At 36.9% G+C, this 20,374-nt stretch carries 4 protein-coding genes; all 4 read left to right on the top strand.

What is annotated here, in order from left to right; all coding sequences use genetic code 11:
- The first annotated feature begins 268 nt into the window (after positions 1–268).
- Positions 269–7,252 (top strand): LamG-like jellyroll fold domain-containing protein, encoded by a 6,984-nt coding sequence (locus Q5N74_RS02605; RefSeq protein WP_304387132.1) that lies wholly within the window; start codon positions 269–271, stop codon positions 7,250–7,252.
- Positions 7,253–7,472: 220 nt separating this feature from the next.
- A complete protein-coding gene (locus Q5N74_RS02600; protein ID WP_304387131.1) occupies positions 7,473–12,029 on the top strand; it encodes a LamG domain-containing protein in 4,557 nt (1,518 codons plus the stop codon).
- A 240-nt stretch (positions 12,030–12,269) separates the two neighbouring features.
- Entirely contained in the window at positions 12,270–16,142 is a 3,873-nt protein-coding gene (locus Q5N74_RS02595) for a LamG domain-containing protein (protein WP_304387130.1), read from the top strand.
- Positions 16,143–16,371: 229 nt separating this feature from the next.
- Entirely contained in the window at positions 16,372–20,241 is a 3,870-nt protein-coding gene (locus Q5N74_RS02590) for a LamG domain-containing protein (protein ID WP_304387129.1), read from the top strand.
- Positions 20,242–20,374 lie beyond the last annotated feature (133 nt).

The raw sequence follows: 20,374 nt of genomic DNA, 5'->3' as shown, positions 1-20,374 counted from the left end.
TTTAAATGAGTTTTGTGCTTAAAAGTGTATTTTGTCGAATAAATCAATCCTTTTAACGGTGAAAAAAGCAATTTTCTTAGCTTTTTTCTGTTTTTCTGCTTAATATTGCATTTACTAATAGTTTTATTTAAAACCGTGTTTAGAGTTTTTACGTAACTATTTGTAAAGCAAACTTCCCTCAAGTTTAAAATTTTATTAATTCATGGTACCGATGTTTTTTCGGTATGTATGAGTTTATTTAATTAAGTAGTCCCAAAACTATTGACCTATGAAACGTAAATTACTATTTTTAGCAACCTGTGTTGCCATATTACTCTCGGGGATAATTTCTGCTCAAACAGTTGATATCTCACCAACCCAATTTTCAGTAAATGATACGTCGCCAGATGAAGGACAAAATATTGTTCTAACCTTGCGGATAGATAATTATGGGCCAAGTACAGCAACTAATATTGTTATAAATAATATTTTGCCGGCGGGATTTGTTTATGTTTCTAATGATAGAGGGGCGGCTTATAATTCAGGCACAAATAAGTGGACCATTGCAACTCTAGGTAGTGGCGCTAACGTAAAATTAAATATTACTGCCTATCCAAGTTCAGGCACGAACGGTACTAATTTAACAGGCACCGCAACGGTGGCATCTGTAAACCAAACCGAATCTGTTACCACGAATAATTCTATAAACATTAGTGTGCCTGTAAATTATCCAGACATACAAATTACAAAAACAGTAAGTTCTGATACAGCCGAAGAAGGCGAATTAGTAACCTATACTTTAAAAGCAAAACATTTAAGCACCACAACAATTAATGCGACCAATGTGGTCGTAGAAGATATATTGTCTAATAGTTTAACCTATGTTTCTGATACAAGCGCTGGTGCTTATAGCACGAGTACCCATTTTTGGTCGGTTGGCACCTTAACACCTGGGCAAACGAAACAAATTACAATTACAGCTAGAATTAAAGCAGGAACCTCTGGTACAGATATTAATAATGTAGCGCAACTATCTAGTTTGACTCAAAACGATTTAAACGCCACGAACAATAAAAGTAACGCCGAAGTTTTTGTTTTGGAAGCCAACCTTATAATGACAAAAACGGTTGACGATACTACGCCAGATGAAGGGCAAACAGTAGTGTTTACATTAAAAGTAAAGAATGATGGTGATGCTAATGCTACAAATGTTTTAGCAAAAGACGTGCTGCCTGCAGGATTGACTTATATTTCAAATTCTAGTGGAGGTTCTTATAACGCGACTACTGGTGTTTGGAATGTTGGAACCTTAGCTTCTGGAGCGCAAAAACAAATAACGATAAGCGCTAAGGTAAATACGGGAACAGCTGCTACAACTATTAAAAATGTTGCAACAATAGAAAGCTTTGATCAGTCGGATACTAATACTTCCGATAATACATCTTCTGTAAGTTTATTAGTAAATGGAGCCGATCTACAAGTTACTAAAACAGTTAACAAATTAAATCCAGCTGTTGGGAGCAATGTTGTTTATACCATTGTAGTTAAGAACAAAGGTTTTCTAAAAGCACAAACGGTAGTAATACAAGATATTTTACCGTCTCCAGATTTGCTATATGTGTCATCAACCGTGTCTCAGGGTGCGGCTTATAATTCATCAACAGGAAAATGGGCTGTGGGAGATATTAATTCGGGTGCTTCGGCAACTATGACTATTACTGCCCAAGTTACTGTGGCTGCCAATGGCAAATTGGTAACCAATACAGCAAGTGTTTTTAGTGCCGTTCAGCCAGATTCTGTTACAAGTAATAACAGTGCGAGCGCCAGTATAGGTGTTGGATCTGCCGATTTAGCTTTAGTTAAAACCGTTTCAGCGGGACCTTACGATCCATTAGCGACCGTAACATATACGATTCAAGTAACCAATAATAGCAATACAACGAATGCTTTTAGTACAAAGGTTTCAGATTTAATACCTAAAAACCTAACTTATGTGAGTGATAATAGTGCTTCTACAAGCACTACATACACGCCTTCTAATGGTATTTGGGATGCCGGTACTGTTAATGCTTTAAGCAATAAAACCTTAACCATAACCTGTGCTATTAATGCAAATACAGGAGGTTTAGTAATTACTAATTCTGCAACAGCAAGTTCTATTATGAACGATTCAAATGCAGCTAATAATACGGATACGGCTTCATTTCAAGTACGAGGTTCTGATTTAGCATTAACACAAACGGTCGATAACGAATTTCCTTCAGAATTAGATCTTATAGTATATACCATTACCTTAACAAATAATGGTCCTTTAGATGCTAGTTCTATCAATGTCTTAGATCAAATACCTTTTAGTACAGACTTTGTAAGCTACACGGCATCACAAGGAACTTATAATGGATTGACAGGTAATTGGGATGTGGGAACAGTAAGTAATGGCAGTGCGGTAACATTAAATATTACGGCCCTGGTGAGGTTAAGTGGTTCGTTTATAAATACAGCAACTATAACAGCTTCAAATCAATCGGATGCCGTTTCAAAAAATAATACGGTATCAGTTAAAGTGTCGGCTAAAAAAACATTCGAAGCGGGATCTGCCATCATTGATATGGGTGTTTCTGCCCAAACCTATAATAATGGTTTAATACCTTATGGGTTGGTTTACGAATTATCTTTTAATCACTTAATCCCTGTTTATTGGGTTGTAAAACATAACAAAACTTGGGCGAACCCTAGTGCTAAACAAGATCAAGTCGATTTAACAGTAAATGGTAAAAATTATAAAGGTGGTCCTTTCGTGATTCCTGCGGAATATATGGCGGTGGCTGAACCAATTATAAACCAATGGATGCTAGATTATCCAGGTTTATTGGTTGATAAAAATTTACCAGAATTTGAGTCGCCGTTTTACGATTATATTTCTAGTTTTCCTAGAGCCGTATTAGACGACCAAAATGGTGATAAGGTACAGTCTGCATTTTATGATAAAGCGAAGGTGCCTTCTACTTTTGGTAGATTAGGTAGTCCTGATGATTTAACCTTGTGTGATGATATGTATACCATGCCACATGCCGATCCTCAAAATTGGAGTGCCGGTACCGTAAATACCTTATTAGATTTTATTGAAAACGGTGGTTACTTTTGGGCAGCCTGTCATGCCGTATCAGCCATGGAAGGTTTAGTAGATATTAACGGCGATGGAAAATTAGACTTAACCATGCTTTCTAAAAACGGCTTGGTGCCATGGAAAGAGCATAATGATGGGACTCCAGCATATAGTTATAACATACAAGCAGGAATTTTTAATGGATCGGAAACAGCAGGAGACCCTTTAATGCAGTTTATTGGCACTATGGACGGGGCATTGCAAAATGGATCAGAACAAATTTATTTGCCAAAAATTGAAGGCTGGAGAGATTCAACCGTATTGGCTATTACAGATAACGACCATCCTGATGTGGTAAACGGTACCTATCCAACCGGGCCTGCTACCGCATTAGCATATGGTCGAGCGTTTGGTAATAACTCCTATGGTATGGTTATGTATGAAGGTTCTCATAGTATTGCTGGTGGGTCTGAAGCTGAAAATGTAGCAGCTGCCAGAGTGTATGGTAACTTCTTATTTCAAGCTGGGATTGAAAGACGTCCTGATATTAAAATAGATCGTGTTGAAACAGTAACGCTAACAGACGAAACTTTAGCCTTAAACGCTCAAGTTAGTGGTATTGCACCGCCGTTTACATTGCAGTGGTTAGATTCTTGTGGGGGTTCTTTTGATGATCCTTCAAGCGCTTCTCCAAATTACAGTCCAAATGCTAGTATTGTTGGGCTAGAAAAATGCTTACTACGTTTAATTGTAACAGATAATTGTGGGAGACAAAACTTTAGTTCCTTCTACGTTTTTGTTGACAGAGATTCGGATGATGATGGTATTAGAGATTCTGTAGATTTAGATGATGATAATGATGGTATCCCTGATATTATTGAAGAAAATGGAGACACATTGCGAGATACCGATGGTGATGGCGTGTTTGATCGTTTGGATATAGATGCCGATAACGATGGTATTTTAGATATCGTTGAAGGAGGTTTAACGCGTGCTCAAATAAATTTATTCGACACCAATAACGATGGTGTGATTGATGATACTTTTAGCTTTGGTCCTAATGGTTTGATAGACGATTTGGAAATTAGTTCAGAATCTGGCACAGTCGATTATGATGGTAACGGCTCGCAAGACGATTTTGCAAATAGCGATTCAGATATTTATTATGATTTTCAAGATATTGATGCCGATAATGATGGTATTCCAGATAATGTGGAAGCCCAACCTAGTATTGGTTATATTCTGCCTAATATTTCAGTAAATATACTTGGTTTAAGTATTTCTTACCCGAATGGTATAACGGTGGTTGATACCGATGGTGATGGAATTCCAGATTATATAGATACAGATTCTGATAATGATGGAAAACCAGACATTCAAGAAAATGGTATGGCTAATTCGAGTTCTGCTGCTGATATGGATAAAGATGGGCTTAATAATGCCTTTGAAACCAATGGGATTAATGATGTTATATGGGATGTAAATGAAGATATTGAAGATCCAACAAATTTGATAATATTACCAGACATTGATGGCGACTTGCTTTCTGGTGGCGATTTAGATTATAGAGATGTGTTTGATGGTAACCCACCGGCACTTTCAACCATAGATTTTGATGGGGTTGATGATTATATTGACAGTAGTTTAAATATCTCTAATTTTGATGAAGTGACTGTTATGGCCTGGGTGAAACTAGATTCTGGTTTTTCAAAGGATGGATACATTGTTAATTTTGGAAATCTTTCCATTATAGCTTTGGATCGTAAACAAGTAAAAGTTACAGTGAATGATTCTGAAGTATATATTCCGCATTCACATGAATTAGAAAAAGACGTTTGGGCGCACCTTACCTTGGTGTTCAACAACGCGGCGGCGTCTGAAAAACTTAAAGTATATTTTAATGGCGAGTTGGTTGTTACAAATAACGATGCCTGTCTTGCTTCACCGTTATATGCATCTACCAATAAGTTTACTATTGGAGCAAAGGCTTCAAATCATACCAAACTATTTAAAGGTGATATTGATGAAGTGCGTGTATTTAATATGGCTTTAACAGATGATCAATTGCAGAAAATTATTCATCAAGAAATTCAAGAAGATGCAGGAAATGTTTCGGGTGCAGTAATTCCAAAAAGAATTGTCGATGCTAATTCAACTTCAACAATTCCTTGGACGACCTTAAAAGCGTATTACCCAATGACGAGTATTTTGAGTTCTACAACCAGTGATTTTTCAGGAAATGGGCATACAGCCAATTTACATAATATAACAACGGTACTTGAGCAAACAGCACCCATGCCTTATACTACAAAGGCAGATGGCCCTATGGATGTTGCAAATACTTGGGTACATGGTGGTAAATGGAATTTAGAGGCTTTAAGTAATACAGGAAGTGCCATCATTAAAGTTAATAATAATGTAACCACAAATAGCACATTAAAAACTTTAGGATTGGTGATTGCACCTAGTAAAAAAATTACAGTACAAGGCGATAATTTAATAAGTAATGACTGGTATTTTGAACTGAATGGTACCTTAGATTTGTTGAATGATTCCCAACTTGTGCAGGGTATGCAAAGTGATTTAGTAACCTCTGCAACGGGGAAAGTATTGAGACGTCAAGAAGGGACTTCTAGTGTGTATCGTTATAATTATTGGTCTTCGCCTATTGGTGAGGTGGGTGTTATTGGGTTATCAAACAATAACGCATCAATAAACAACGTGAATAACTCAACTTTTAAGCTGAATACTATAAAAGATGAAGTTGGTATGAATATGCCGTTTACGAGTTCATATAATCAAGCAGTAAAAATTAGTACTTATTGGTTATATACCTTCAAAAAAGGTTTAACTTATTGGGATTGGGTATCATTAAGTCCTAATGCGCCATTAACACCAGGTTTAGGTTATACTCAAAAAGGAACAGGAAATGCTGGTTTAGAGCAGCAATATATATTTGAAGGGAAACCTAATAACGGTACTATATTAGTAGATGTTATAGATAGAGGTGGTCCAGGTTCGGTAACTTCGGTGTCTAAAACACAATATCTATTAGGAAATCCCTATCCATCAGCTTTAGATATTCATAAGTTTATTGATGATAATAATGGTGTTATAAGCGGTACACTGCAACTTTGGCAACAATGGGGTGGTAATTCACATTACCTGAGTGAATACGAAGGTGGTTATGCCCAAGTAAATAAATTAGGGTCTTGTAGAGCGTATCAATTTGTTGGTCTAGAAGGAGCTAATACTGGTGATCAAAACGGAACAGTAGCTCCTTCCAGATTCCTTCCGGTGGGTCAAGGTTTTGTCACAGAAGTTGTGGCAGATGGTACGGTTGTGTTTAATAACAGTCAGCGTATTTTTGTAAGAGAAGCAGATGCTGATGGAGGTTATGAAAATGGTTCATCCTTTTTTAAATCGTCAGATTCAAAAGCTAAAAGCACGGCTACGGCTAAAAAATCGAATACCGATATGCAGAAAATGCGATTGGAATTTAACTCGGTAGTAGGGCCAAAAACCAGAAGAGAATTGCTTTTAGGTTTTAGCGAAACAACTACTGATGGCTATGATTATGGATACGAAGCCCTAACGGGAGAAAATAGTAATAATGATTTTACCCTGAATTTAGATGGTGATAACATGAATATGCAAGCATATGCCCCGATTACTAGTGATAAGGTGGTGTCGTTAAACTTTAGATCCTCAGGTAATAATACCTTTGAAATAAAAGCAACCGAGTTCGATAATGTAGACAAAAATCAGGCGATTTATTTACGTGATAACACAACGGGTGAGTATTTCGATTTAACAACAAGCAAAGCCTATAGATTTACATCGGCTCAAGGAAAGTTTAATCAACGATTCGAGATTGTATTCCAATCGAAGCAGCAAACATTAAGTGCCGAAGAGGCGACCTTTACAGAGAATTTTATATACTTTCAAAACACAACAAACACCTTATATGGTAAAAAACTAAATACCACTATCGATAAGCTAGCCATTGTGAATATGCGTGGGCAAACCGTGTTGGAATTTAATAACGTATCTCAAGAAAGTTTGAGTAATGGGTTGAAATTATCAAACATTTCAGCGGGTGCATATGTGGCTTGGTTCAAGGCAGAAGCAGGTCAGGTAATCACTAAAAAAATTATTGTGAGATAGTTTGAATATGGATATTTTGTGTATTTTGACCGACATAACAAGCGTTTAATCGGTAAATAGTGATTTAAATGTTAGGTTTTTGTTATGTAAAACCTTACTTTTGTTTAATTAATGTATTAAAAACCATGTATTTAGTGCGTTAGGTGCTTGCTTTTCCCCTCAAGCGATCACCATTAATTATGCAAATTGTCTGTTTTTAGTGATAATAAAAGCTTAACCTATGAATAAAATTTTACTTCTTAAAGTACTATTGGTTTTCGCCTGTATGTACACGAATAGCTCTTATTCACAAGATTCAGACGGTGATGGTATTGTTAACGCTATAGATGTTGATGATGATAATGATGGTATTTTAGATAGTGATGAAGGTGATGAGGACGATGATGATGACGATGATGGAATTCCTAATTTATTAGATTTAGATAGTGATAATGATGGTTGTTATGATTCTATTGAATCTGGCGGTGTAGACGCTAATAACGATGGTCGATTAGATGGTACGGGGTTTGATTTAAGCGGACGCGTAACAGGTGGTTCGGGTGGTTATAATGGTTTAACAGGTAATGAATATGTAGCGACTAAACTAACAGTATCTTCTACGCCTAGCAACAAAACAACTATTATCGGAGATGCTACTTCATTTCAAGTAAGTGCATCAGCACGTAATACAACGGAGTTTGACGAGGGTGACCCTGATTATTCTGATAAAAAATCTTCCAGTTCAAATTCAAATATTAGATATCAATGGTATGTAGGTAACCCTTCTTCTGGAGGGACGGCTTTAACCAATTCAGGTGTTTACAGTGGTACAACTTCTAGTACTTTAAATATTAGTGATGTTACTGGTTTAAACGGTAACGATTATTGCGTAGTCGTAACACATACTAATAACAAGTGTATTTTAGAAACCTATTGCGCAACCCTAACAGTTAATAATCCATGTGACCCTGTATATTCCGGAGATCCAGATTTTGATAACGATGGTGTTACAGATATTTGTGATTTAGATGATGATAATGATGGTGTTATAGATACCTATGAGTGTTCGGCAGTAATCCAATTTAATAATGCAGCCCCTTTAACGGCTGGTAGTTTAAGTAATGTTCAGCCAGGTGAAAAAGTAATATATTCCAATGCTATATTCTATCAAAATCAATACTACGATTTGGTTCTTACCATCATTACAAAAAGTGGCTCTTTTACGGTTGATTGTAATAATGAATTAAGAGTAAGTACCTTTAATGCGTCGCAAGACGATCATGTAACCTACTCCTTCGATTTGGTTAAAGCAGGCAGCGCAACTCCGGCAAACCCAGATGGGGTTCCTACGGTGCTGTATGATATGATTTTAGAGTTGCGAGATATAGATACAAGAAATGGTTCGAACTTCACAGAAATAGCTGGTTTCAATGCGTCTACCGCGACTTCTACGGTTGCACCTTATTTAAGTCCTACAACAAACTTAGAACAAGCTGGTTTTGTGAATGGCGGAAGTCCTGCGGGTTATACCTTATATAGATTAGATCCAACCATTGCAGGACCTACGAACGATTGGGTTGATGAGCCAGATGATGGAGGAACACAAGGGGATGATCCAGACTTCTATTTATATATGGAATTCGATCAATTTTCTCATGTCGATTTACTTTATGGAGCAACTGGAACAACAACAAGTACGAGCATTCGATTAACAAATTTCGGAATTAGTTCGGTGTGTGATTCAGATAGAGATGGGTTCTTAAATACTTTGGATATAGATAGTGATAACGATGGTATACCAGATAATGTGGAAGCGCAACCTACTATTGGGTACGTACCTCCAGTAGGTACCGTAAACCCTATTACTGGAATTTTCGATGCTTACGGTATAGGCCTTATTCCTGTAGATACCGATGGTGATAACCTTATAGATATGTACGATTTCGATACCGATAATGATGGAATACCAGATGTTGAAGAAAACGGTATGGCTAATCTAATTGTAACATATTCAGATGCCGATAATGATGGGTTAGATGACCTTTTTGAAGGTTCAAACATCAATGACCCGAATGATATAAATGATGAAATTGACGATCCAACTTCATCTATCTTACCTGATGTGGATGCCGATTTATTTGCTGGTGGTGATTTAGATTATAGAGATTATTTTGATGGCAATCCGCCACCTATAGCAACCATCGATTTTGATGGTGTAGATGATTACATGTCTAGAGATTCCTTTATAAGTGGTTTAAACGATGTCACTATCATGGCATGGGTTAAATCAGATTCAGGAAATACAATCGATATGGTTATTGCTGGTGAAGGTATCGCTTGTCAATTATCATTAGAAGATGGAAATAGACCCACTTTTAAAATAAAAACAGTAGGAAATTCGGTTCAGTTAGCTGGCGGCTGCAGTTGTTCTGCTATTAATTATGATGAATGGCACCATATAGCAGGTAGTTTTTCAAGTGCCACAGGTATCTTAAAATTATATGTTGATGGTGAATTGGCAAACACCTACGATACAGGTGTAACCGGAGCGGCCATCGAGGGAAGTTCAGATACTAATAATACCTTTGAAATTGGCCGATTCTCGAATGAATTAACACATGGTAATTATTTTAAAGGAGATATAGATGAAGTGCGTGTTTTTGGTAATGCCTTAACCGAAGATCAAATACAACGCATGGTTTATCAAGAAATTGAAAATAATGGAGGTAACGTAAAAGGGAAAATGGTTGCTAAAGATGTGGTTGATATCGCATCGGGAAGTACCGTGTCTTGGACACAACTTTTGGCCTATTACCCAATGACCGAAATTAAGACGAGTTCTATTTTAGATTATTCAAATTTTGGAAATACGATAAGATTACATAATATCACAACCATTCAAGAACAAACAGCTCCTATGCCATATACAACAACGGCAAATGGTGCATGGACAACGCAGTCTACATGGTTGCATGGCGAAGTTTGGGATATTGAAAACATAGCCAATAATAAAGATTGGAGTATTGTAAAAATAGCAAGCGATGTCACGGCGTGTCATCCTGTTAAAACCATGGGTTTAATTATAGATGCTAACAAAACCTTTACAGTACATACCGATAATCATGTTGAAAATAGCTGGTATTTAGAATTAAATGGAACCCTTAATTTACAAGGCGATTCACAATTACTTCAAACAACAACCAGCGATTTAGTAACATCGGCAACCGGGAAAGTATTAAGAAGGCAGGAAGGAACGTCTAGCCCGTTTAGATATAATTATTGGTCGTCTCCAGTTGGAGCCATTGGCGCAACAAGTTTAACTAATAATAACGCGATAACAAACAATACCAATAATTCAGCATTTAAGTTAAATACTATAAAAGATGAAGTGGGTATCAATATGCCTTTTACGAGTTCTTATAACCAAGCTGTGAAAATTAGTACGTATTGGTTGTACACCTTTAAAAACGGAAAAACATATTGGGATTGGGCGTCGTTAAACCCCAATTCACCATTAACACCAGGAGTAGGTTATACGCAAAAAGGAACTGGAAATGCTGGTTTAGAGCAGCAATACATATTTGAAGGGAAACCTAATAACGGTACTGTATTAGTAGATGTTATTGATAAAGGTGGTCCAGGTTCTGTAACTTCAGTATCTAAAACACAATATCTTTTAGGAAACCCATACCCATCAGCTTTAGATGTTCATAAATTTATAGATGATAATGTGGGGGTTATAGATGGCACTTTGCAATTATGGCAACAATGGTCTGGTAACTCTCATAATCTTAGCGAGTATGAAGGTGGTTATGCCCAAGTTAATAAATTAGGGTCGTGTAGAGCGTATCAATTTGTTGGATTCTATGGAGGCACAAATGGCTCGTTAGATGGCACGGTAACACCGTCAAGGTATCTTCCAGTAGGACAGGGTTTTATTACGGAAATTATAGCAGATGGTACTGTGGTGTTCAATAATGACCAACGCATATTTGTAAAGGAGTCGGATGCCGATGGGAGTTATAATAACGGTTCTTCGTTTTTAAAATCTACGAATACAAAAAGTAAAAGTACCACGGCGGAATCTTCAAAACAAGCAAGTAGCGAAATGACAACCATTCGTTTAGAATTCAATTCCGTAGAAGGTCCTAAAACCAGACGCGAACTACTTTTAGGATTTAGTGAAATCACCACAGATGGCTATGATTATGGTTATGATGCTTATACCAATGAAACTAATAATAACGATTTAAACCTAAATTTAGATGGGAAAAATCTAAATATGCAGGCATACAGCCCCATTACCATAGATAAAGTTGTTTCTCTAAACTTTAAATCGTCAGGTAGTAATACCTTCGAAATAAAAGCAACAGAGTTTGATAATTTAGATGCTACCCAAGCAGTCTATTTGCGAGACAATACAACAGGCGACTATTTTGATTTAACGAATAGCACGGGCTATGTGTTTACTTCCAATCAGGGCAAGTTTAATGAGAGGTTTGAAATGGTTTTTAAATCACAAGAACAAACTTTGAGTGCAGAAGAAGCAAGCGTTTCAGAAAACTTTATTTATTATCAAAATACAACAAATACGTTATATGGTAAAAAGTTAAGTAACAGCATCGATAAGTTGGCTATAGTAAATATGCGAGGCCAAACGGTGTTAGAATTTAATAATTTATCCCAAGAAGATTTAAGTAATGGGTTAAAATTATCAAACGTGGCGACTGGAGCTTATATCGCATGGTTTAAAGTACAGTCGGGACAAGTAATCACTAAAAAAATACTTGTTAACTAGTTTTGTTGATAAGGTGGTTTAGGTTATAAATGTCAGTTTTCGCGCACTTAATCGAGTTTATTTACCGTTTAATCGGAGTAAATACATCGTTTTATTAGATTAATAATGAATAAATCGCTATTATTGCGGTATTAATCTATTGAAAACCATTAATTTGGTTTAATAGGCGATTACTTCCCCTCAAGGTGTCTCCATTTTTATGTCAATTATCTCTCTTTTGAGATAATGTAAGCTTGGCCGATGAATAAAATTATACTTTTTAGAGTACTATTGCTTATAGCAGCGTGTATGTACACGAATAGTTCTTTTTCGCAAGATACTGATGGCGATGGAGTAGATAATTCTATTGATATAGATGATGATAATGATGGCATTCCAGATACTGTTGAAGATGCTAATTGTGCCGTATCAAATCAATCGGAAGCTTCCGAAATTTATAGACAAGATTTTGGCACAGGCGCAGGGCGATTTTCAGACCCTAACGTTTTACAACATACTTTTAAATCCGGAGGAGGCGCAATACCAGATGGGTCTTATGCCGTAGTAACATCCAATACTTCTGGGTTAGGGCATTACAACAGAACAAACGACACAGGAAATTTAGATGCTAATATCGATGCTGTTACAGGACCAGCAGGTGGTTCAACAGAAGGTAGGTATTTGTCCATTAACATGAACTCACCTCTTGGTGTGTTTGAATTTTACAGACAATCTGGTCTTAGTGTTGAGGTGGGTCGAAGTTATAGGTTTCGAGTGGATATGGCTGGTTTGTGCAGTGGTTGTGCAGATATTCCAAATTTTACATTACAAATACAGGATTCAGGAGGGGCCATTTTGGAATCTATTACCTCTACAGACATTGGTGTTCTAAATGATGATATTTGGAGACGTGTCGTTCTTAATTTCACAGCAACTACAGCAACCATTAGTATTGTTCTGGTAAATTCTCAAGTAGAAGGAGGAGCCGGAAACGATGTAGGAGTAGATAACATTGTTTTAGCTAGCTTAGTCTGTGATTCAGATAATGATGGCATTCCTGACCATATAGATATTGATGCTGATAACGATGGTATACCAGATAATGTTGAAGTACAACAAACCATTGGTTATGTAGCACCAAGTAGCAGTACAGGTGGTGTCATGACCGATACAAATAATAATGGTTTAGATGATGTTTATGAATCTGCCTTGGGAGGTATTGATTTAAATGCACCCGTAGATACGGATGGCGACGGCATTATGGATTATTTAGATACCGATAGTGATAACGATCTAATCCCAGATATTGAAGAAAATGGGATGGCGAATACACTATCAAATTCAGATATTGATGGCGATGGGTTGGATGATAATTTTGAAACCAACGGCGTAAACGACTCCTTTTTAGATGCGAATGAAGATATTGAAGACCCTACAGATTTAACTGTTTTGCCTGATATTGATGGTGATAGGTTTACAGGTGGCGATTTAGATTATAGAGATTATTTTGATGGCAATCCGCCACCAATTGCCACCGTGGATTTTGATGGGGTAGACGATTATTTATCACGAGGTTCCATAGTAAACGGTTTAGACGAGGTTACTATCATGGCTTGGGTAAAATCAGATTCTGGAAATTCTTCCGATATGGTTATTGTTGGCGAAAACATTGGTTGTCAATTATCCTTGTCTAATGGGAATAAGCCCACTTTTAAAATAAAATCGGCAGGTAATTCGGTTAAAAAAGTGGGAGACTGCAGTTGTTCTGTTATTAATTTTGACGAATGGCACCACATAGCTGGAAGTTTTTCGAGTGTAACTGGTGTTATAAAATTATATGTGGACGGTGTATTAGTCGATGATTATGACACAGGCAATATAGGTGATGCCATCGAGGTTGATACCGATGCTAATGGCACTTTTGAAATAGGACGGTTTTCAGATAAAACAACAAATGAAAAATATTTTAAAGGCGATATAGATGAAGTACGTGTTTTTGGTTCAGTATTAACAGAAAGCCAAATACAACGTATGGTGTATCAGGAAATAGAAAATAATGGAGGTAATGTTAAAGGAAGTGTCGTTGCTAAAGATATTACAGATAGCACAACTGGTTCCACGGTGGCTTGGGCTCAACTTTTAGCTTATTACCCCATGACCGAAATTAATGCGAGTACCATTTTAGATTATTCAAATTTTGGACGTACCATGAGGTTGCATAATATCACAACCATTGAGGACCAAACAGCACCCATGCCCTATGTTACAACAGCAAATGGCGCATGGACAACACAATCTACATGGCTACATGGGGATGTTTGGGACATTGAAAGTATCGCTGATAATAAAGATTGGAGTGTTGTGAAAATAGCAAACGATATCACGGCAAGTCACCCTATTAAAACATTGGGTTTAATTATAGATGCGAATAAAACATTGACGGTAAATAGTGAAAATCAAGTTGAGAATACCTGGTATTTACAATTAAATGGAACTCTTGATTTGGAAGACGATTCTCAATTAATTCAAACAATTACGAGCGATTTAGTCACTTCTTCATCTGGAAAAATTTTAAGAAGGCAAGAAGGGTCTTCTAATGCATACCGATATAATTATTGGTCGTCGCCAGTTGGAGCAACAGGGGTGACAAGTTTAACGGATAATAATGCGGCCACTAATAATGCAAATAATACATCATTCCAACTTAATATGATTAAGGATGAAGCGGGCGTTAATCTAACTTTTACAAATGGATATAATCAAACAGGTAAAATTAGTACGTATTGGTTGTATACATTTATGAGTGGTTTAACTTATTGGGATTGGGCCTTAATTGGTCCTGGTAGCTCATTAACTCCAGGCATTGGGTATACCCAAAAAGGTACTGGAAATGGCGGTTTACAACAACAATATATTTTTGAAGGCAAGCCGAATAACGGAACTATTTTAGTAGATGTTATAGATAGAGGTGGTTCTGGATCTGTAACTTCGGTATCTAAAACAGAATATCTTTTAGGAAATCCATATCCTTCTGCACTCGATGTGAATAAATTTATTGACGATAATGTTGGGGTTATAAATGGTACACTGCAATTATGGCAACAGTGGTCTGGTAACTCCCATAATCTTAGTGCCTATGAAGGTGGTTATGCTCAGGTTAACAAATTAGGTTCGTGCAGGGCTTATCAGTTTGTTGGGTTTTATGGAGCTACGAATGGTTCACTAGATGGTACTGTAAGCCCTTCAAAATACCTTCCAATAGGTCAAGGTTTTATTACTGAAGTTGTGGCCGATGGTACGGTGGTTTTTAATAACAGTCAGCGTGTATTTGTTAAAGAGTCAGATGCTGATGGTGGTTATAATAATGGTGCTTCATTTTTTAAATCTTCAAACTCGAAAAGTAAAAGTTCTACGACTTCAGCGGCAAAACAGCAAAGTAGTGTTATGACGAAGATTCGATTGGAATTCAATTCGGTGGTAGGTCCTAAAACCAGAAGGGAGTTGCTTATGGGCTTTAGTGAGGCGACTAGCGATGGTTATGATTATGGTTATGAAGCGTACACTACGGAAAATAGTAATAACGATTTTAACCTCGATTTTGAAGGAAGGAACATGAATATGCAGGCCTATGGCCCAATAACAAAGGATAAAGTAGTTGCTCTAAATTTTAAATCGTCGGGTAATAATACCTTCGATATTAAAGCTACCGAATTTGAAAACATCGATGTAACCCAAGAAGTTTATTTACGAGATAATTTAACAGAGGAATATTTCGATTTAACCCAAGATACAACCTATAGATTTTCATCTACCCAAGGGAAATTTAACAGTAGGTTTGAAATTGTATTTCAAAGTAAATCACAATTATTAAGTAATGAAGATGTTATTGAAACAGATAATAATATTTATTATCAAAATAAAACGAATACGTTGTACGCTAAAAACCTACACAGCAGCGTGAGTCATTTGGCTTTGATCAATATGCGTGGGCAAACTATTATGGAGCTAGCAAACGTATCTACAAACCAATTACAAAACGGGATCCCGTTTGGTGTTATGGCAGCAGGTGCTTATGTTGTTTGTTTACGAACTGTAACCAATGAGGTGCTTACCAAAAAAATAATCATTAAATAGATGGTAGTTTTCATGCCGATCATTCTTATTTGTGCGGTTTAACTGATTAATTAGCTTTTAATCGAAAGTAAATCAGGAATTATTTAGATTAATAAAGAATAAACCCTTATCATTGTTTAGTTAATCCATTGAAAACCATTAATTTGGTTTATTTGGCGACCTCCTCCTCCTCAAGGTGTCACCGTTTTTATATCTGTTATCTCTTTTTTAGATAATTAAACCTGATCCGATGAGTAAATTTATACTTTATAAAGTGCTGTTGATCTTGGCGTGTTTTTATACAAACGCGGCTTTTTCACAAGACACTGATGGTGATGGTATTGAAGATTTCTATGATCTGGACGACGATAATGATGGTATTCTTGATTCAGATGAAGGTACCACTACAACCTTTACAGAACTTGAAATTGTACAGTTACCCAACCATATAGATAGTTCTAGTCTTGAATTAATTTTTGATGGATTAAATTCTTATACTGGTAATCAGGATTTACGTATTCATAGTTTCAACGTAACAGCTGGTGACTTAAATGGTTCTGTTTTAGATAACGCTTTAGTAATGAGTACTACAGGTGGCAATGTGTTGCCTGCAGGTTCTTTTTTTACACTGTCTCTTGAGAATGATGATGTTGCAGGCGATTCTGCTAGTGCCATCGCATCAAACCTAGTGTCAGATTTAACAGCACTCGGGTTAGACCCCAATGATTTATTTCAAGGAAACTTTAATGATGTAGGACCAGCAGGACTAGATGCTAGTGATTTTGATAGAGATGGAGACGGTAAGGTGGATACGGCTGGAGTAGATTTTAGTCCCATGGGAGCCATTCTTCAATATTATGATGGCGACCCCAATGCAGGAGGTGCTTTACTTAATACGTCATTTAGTCAAATAGAACTTTTCCAAACGGGTGGCGTATATCTTCATAGTGTGGTGGTAAATGCACCTTTAACCCATTTTGTGGTGGCTTCATTGCCCGATGGTACGGGAAAAGATATTCGTGTGAATGAAATTCAAATTAATGGGTCTGTTAATAATGGGCTTGTAGATGGGAAAATGGGTTTCACGACATTCTTTTTTGTGGACTCCGATTCTGATGGGTTTTATAATCACATAGATATTGATAGTGATTCTGATGGTATTCCAGATAATGTAGAAGCACAAACGACATTGGGGTATATTGTGCCTTCAGGGATATATGACGCATCAGGGGTGGATACTGCCTATCCTGGCGGACTTCAACCTGTAGACACCGATAAAGATGGTATACGCGATTTTTTAGATTTAAATTCAGATAATGATGGGTATACCGATATTCAAGAAAATGGCATGGCAGATACATCTACGGCTGCCGATGTGGATGATGATGGTCTTAATAATGCCTTTGAAACCAATGGTGTCAATGATGCAGCATGGGATGTAAATGAAGATATTGAAAATCCTTCAGATTTATCTATTCTACCAGATGCCGATGGAGATTTGTTTTCTGGAGGCGATTTAGATTATAGAGATTTATTTGAAGTGAATCCACCAGCCATTGCAACGATTGATTTTGATGGTGTAGACGATTATCTTGAAAGTAGTTTAAATTTAAGTGGCTATGATGCGTTAACAGCGATGGCTTGGGTGCGAATAGATCCTGCTTTTTCAACTACGGGTAATGTGTTAAGTCACGGCGATTTTGGAATTCAAATTAATGCTTCAAAAATACCAGTAGTTAAACTTAATGGTGAAGTTGTAACATTGTTGGCACCATCTGCACTTGTAATAAATCAATGGGCTCATATTGCTATTGTTTTTGATTCGACTGTGTCTTCAGATAAATTAAAAATATATTTAAATGGTGAAATGATAGCAACCTGTGACGATTCCGCTTTGTCTTCGGTACTAAATACAACGACAGATGCGTTTATCATTGGTAAAAATTCATTCGCAAACATCGAATATTTTAAAGGGGATATTGATGAAGTTCGGGTATTTAAAGTTGCGCTAACGGAAAGCCAGTTGCATAAAATGATTCATCAAGAAATTTTAAATAATGCGGGTAATGTTTATGGAGCTATTGTGCCAAAGGAGGCTACAGATAGCACAACAAATTTACCAGTATCGTGGTCCAACTTAGAGGCTTATTACCCAATGACGGGTATTGTAGATAATTCAATAACAGATTTTTCATCCAAAGGAAATACAGCATACATACATAATATCTCTACCATTCAAGAGCAAACGGCACCTATGCCATATATCGCTACCGTTGATGGTGCTTGGACTAGTGAAAGTACCTGGTTACATGGTGATGCGTGGGATATTGAAACCATTTTAGAAAACAAGCCGTCTAGCATTGTTAGGCTTTCTGCCAATGTTAGCACATCAAATTCTCACGACCATCTAGGTCTGCTTATTGATAGTGGAAAAACCCTAACAGTTAATGGCGATAACCTTATTAATAATAGCTGGTATTTGGAGTTAAATGGGGTTCTAGACCTTCAAAACGATTCGCAATTAGTCCAAACGGAATACAGTGATTTAGTAACATCGGCGGTTGGGAAGGTTTTAAGAAGACAAGAAGGTACGTCAAACGTATATAGATATAATTATTGGTCGTCTCCAGTTGGAGCTTTAGGTGTTACGAGTTTATCAGATAATAATGCCGTATCAAATAATGCTAATAATACACCATTCACTTTAAATAGCTTAAAGGATGATTTTGGTGTAGATATCGTATTTACGAATGCCTATCACCAAGTCGGGAAAGTAAGTTCGAGTTGGTTGTATAGGTATAAGAAAGGGTTAACTTATTGGGATTGGGCGGCAATTTCGAAAAACACCCCATTAGAAGTTGGTGTAGGGTATACCCAAAAAGGAACAGGGAATGCCGGTGCCGAACAACAATATATTTTTGAAGGGAAACCAAATAACGGAACCATTCTTATAAATGTAACCGATGTGGGTGGTTCTGGTTCTGAGCTTGCTGTGTCAAGAACAGAATATCTTTTAGGAAACCCCTATGCTTCAGCTATAGATATTCATCAGTTTATTGATGATAATATAGGTGTTATTGGAGGATCCATCCAACTTTGGGAGCAATGGGCAGGTAACTCGCACACGCTTGATGATTACGAAGGTGGATATTCCGTAGTAAGTAAATTAGGCTCTGTGAAGGCTTACCAGTTTTTAGGTTTTAATGGAGAGCATAATAGCGTGCAAAACGGTACTAAAAAGCCAACACGGTATGTGCCGGTAGGGCAAGGGTTTATGGTGGAAATTGTTGCAGATGGAAATGTGGAGTTTAATAATACACAACGTCTTTTTGTAAAGGAGGCCGATGCTAATGGAACCTATAGTAATGGGTCTATTTTTTCTAAATCCTCAAAAGGAAAGCTCGCGAAAGGAAATAATAGTACTAGTACCATGCAAAAAATACGATTGGAGTTTACGGCGCTAACGGGTGCAGAGGTTAAAAGAGAACTCTTGCTTGGTTTTAGTAATTACACGACTGATGCTTTTGATTATGGGTATGATGCCGTAGGAGGCGCGTCGAGTCCCAGTGATTTAAACTTAGTGCTAGAGGGCCACATTATGAGTATGCAGGCCTACGGCGCTATTACAAGTGATAAAGTGGTGCCGTTAAATTTTAGGTCGTCGGGTGATCATAGTTTTCAAATAAATTTATCAGAAATAGAAAATATAGAAGCAGGTCAAACGATCTATTTAAGAGACAACCTAACAGGTAATTATTTCGATTTAAGACAAGGGATATCCTATAGTTTTACCGCCTCTCAAGGTGTGTTTAACAGCAGGTTTGAACTTGTGTTTCAAAGTGAATCGCAGTTGTTGAATATAGAAGATGCCATCGAAACAACGCATACTATATATTACGAAAACGCTACAAATAGGTTGTATGGTAAATCCTTCAATGCAACAATCGGTTCGGTGGCCATTATAAATATGCGCGGACAAACACTATTAGAATTCAATAAGGTGTCCCAAAAAATATTAAGTAAAGGGTTGAAAATACCCAGGGTGTCAGCAGGTGTTTATTTGGCTTGTTTTAAGGCGGAAACAGGGGAAGTATTTACCAAAAAAATACTCATTAATTAGTAGGTCATTTACCCTAAGAATCTTAAAAGTCAAAACAGTTGTTTTGGCTTTTTTTGTTTTTTGTAATGGTCACTTTTATAGTGAGTTAGTGATTTTTGCAAAAACCATTCATCGATACTAAACCGTGATTTAA

Source organism: Mariniflexile sp. AS56 (assembly GCF_030552475.1).
GTDB lineage: Bacteria > Bacteroidota > Bacteroidia > Flavobacteriales > Flavobacteriaceae > Mariniflexile.
The sequence above is the reverse complement of the archived record's forward strand: the minus strand, read 5'-3'. Positions and strand labels throughout refer to the sequence as shown.

Excerpts from the sequence above, each read along its gene's own strand:
- Q5N74_RS02600 (WP_304387131.1), top strand. The coding sequence starts at position 7,473 with ATGAATAAAATTTTACTTCTTAAAGTACTATTGGTTTTCGCCTGTATG.
- Q5N74_RS02595 (WP_304387130.1), top strand. The coding sequence starts at position 12,270 with ATGAATAAAATTATACTTTTTAGAGTACTATTGCTTATAGCAGCGTGT.
- Q5N74_RS02605 (WP_304387132.1), top strand. The coding sequence starts at position 269 with ATGAAACGTAAATTACTATTTTTAGCAACCTGTGTTGCCATATTACTC.
- Q5N74_RS02590 (WP_304387129.1), top strand. The coding sequence starts at position 16,372 with ATGAGTAAATTTATACTTTATAAAGTGCTGTTGATCTTGGCGTGTTTT.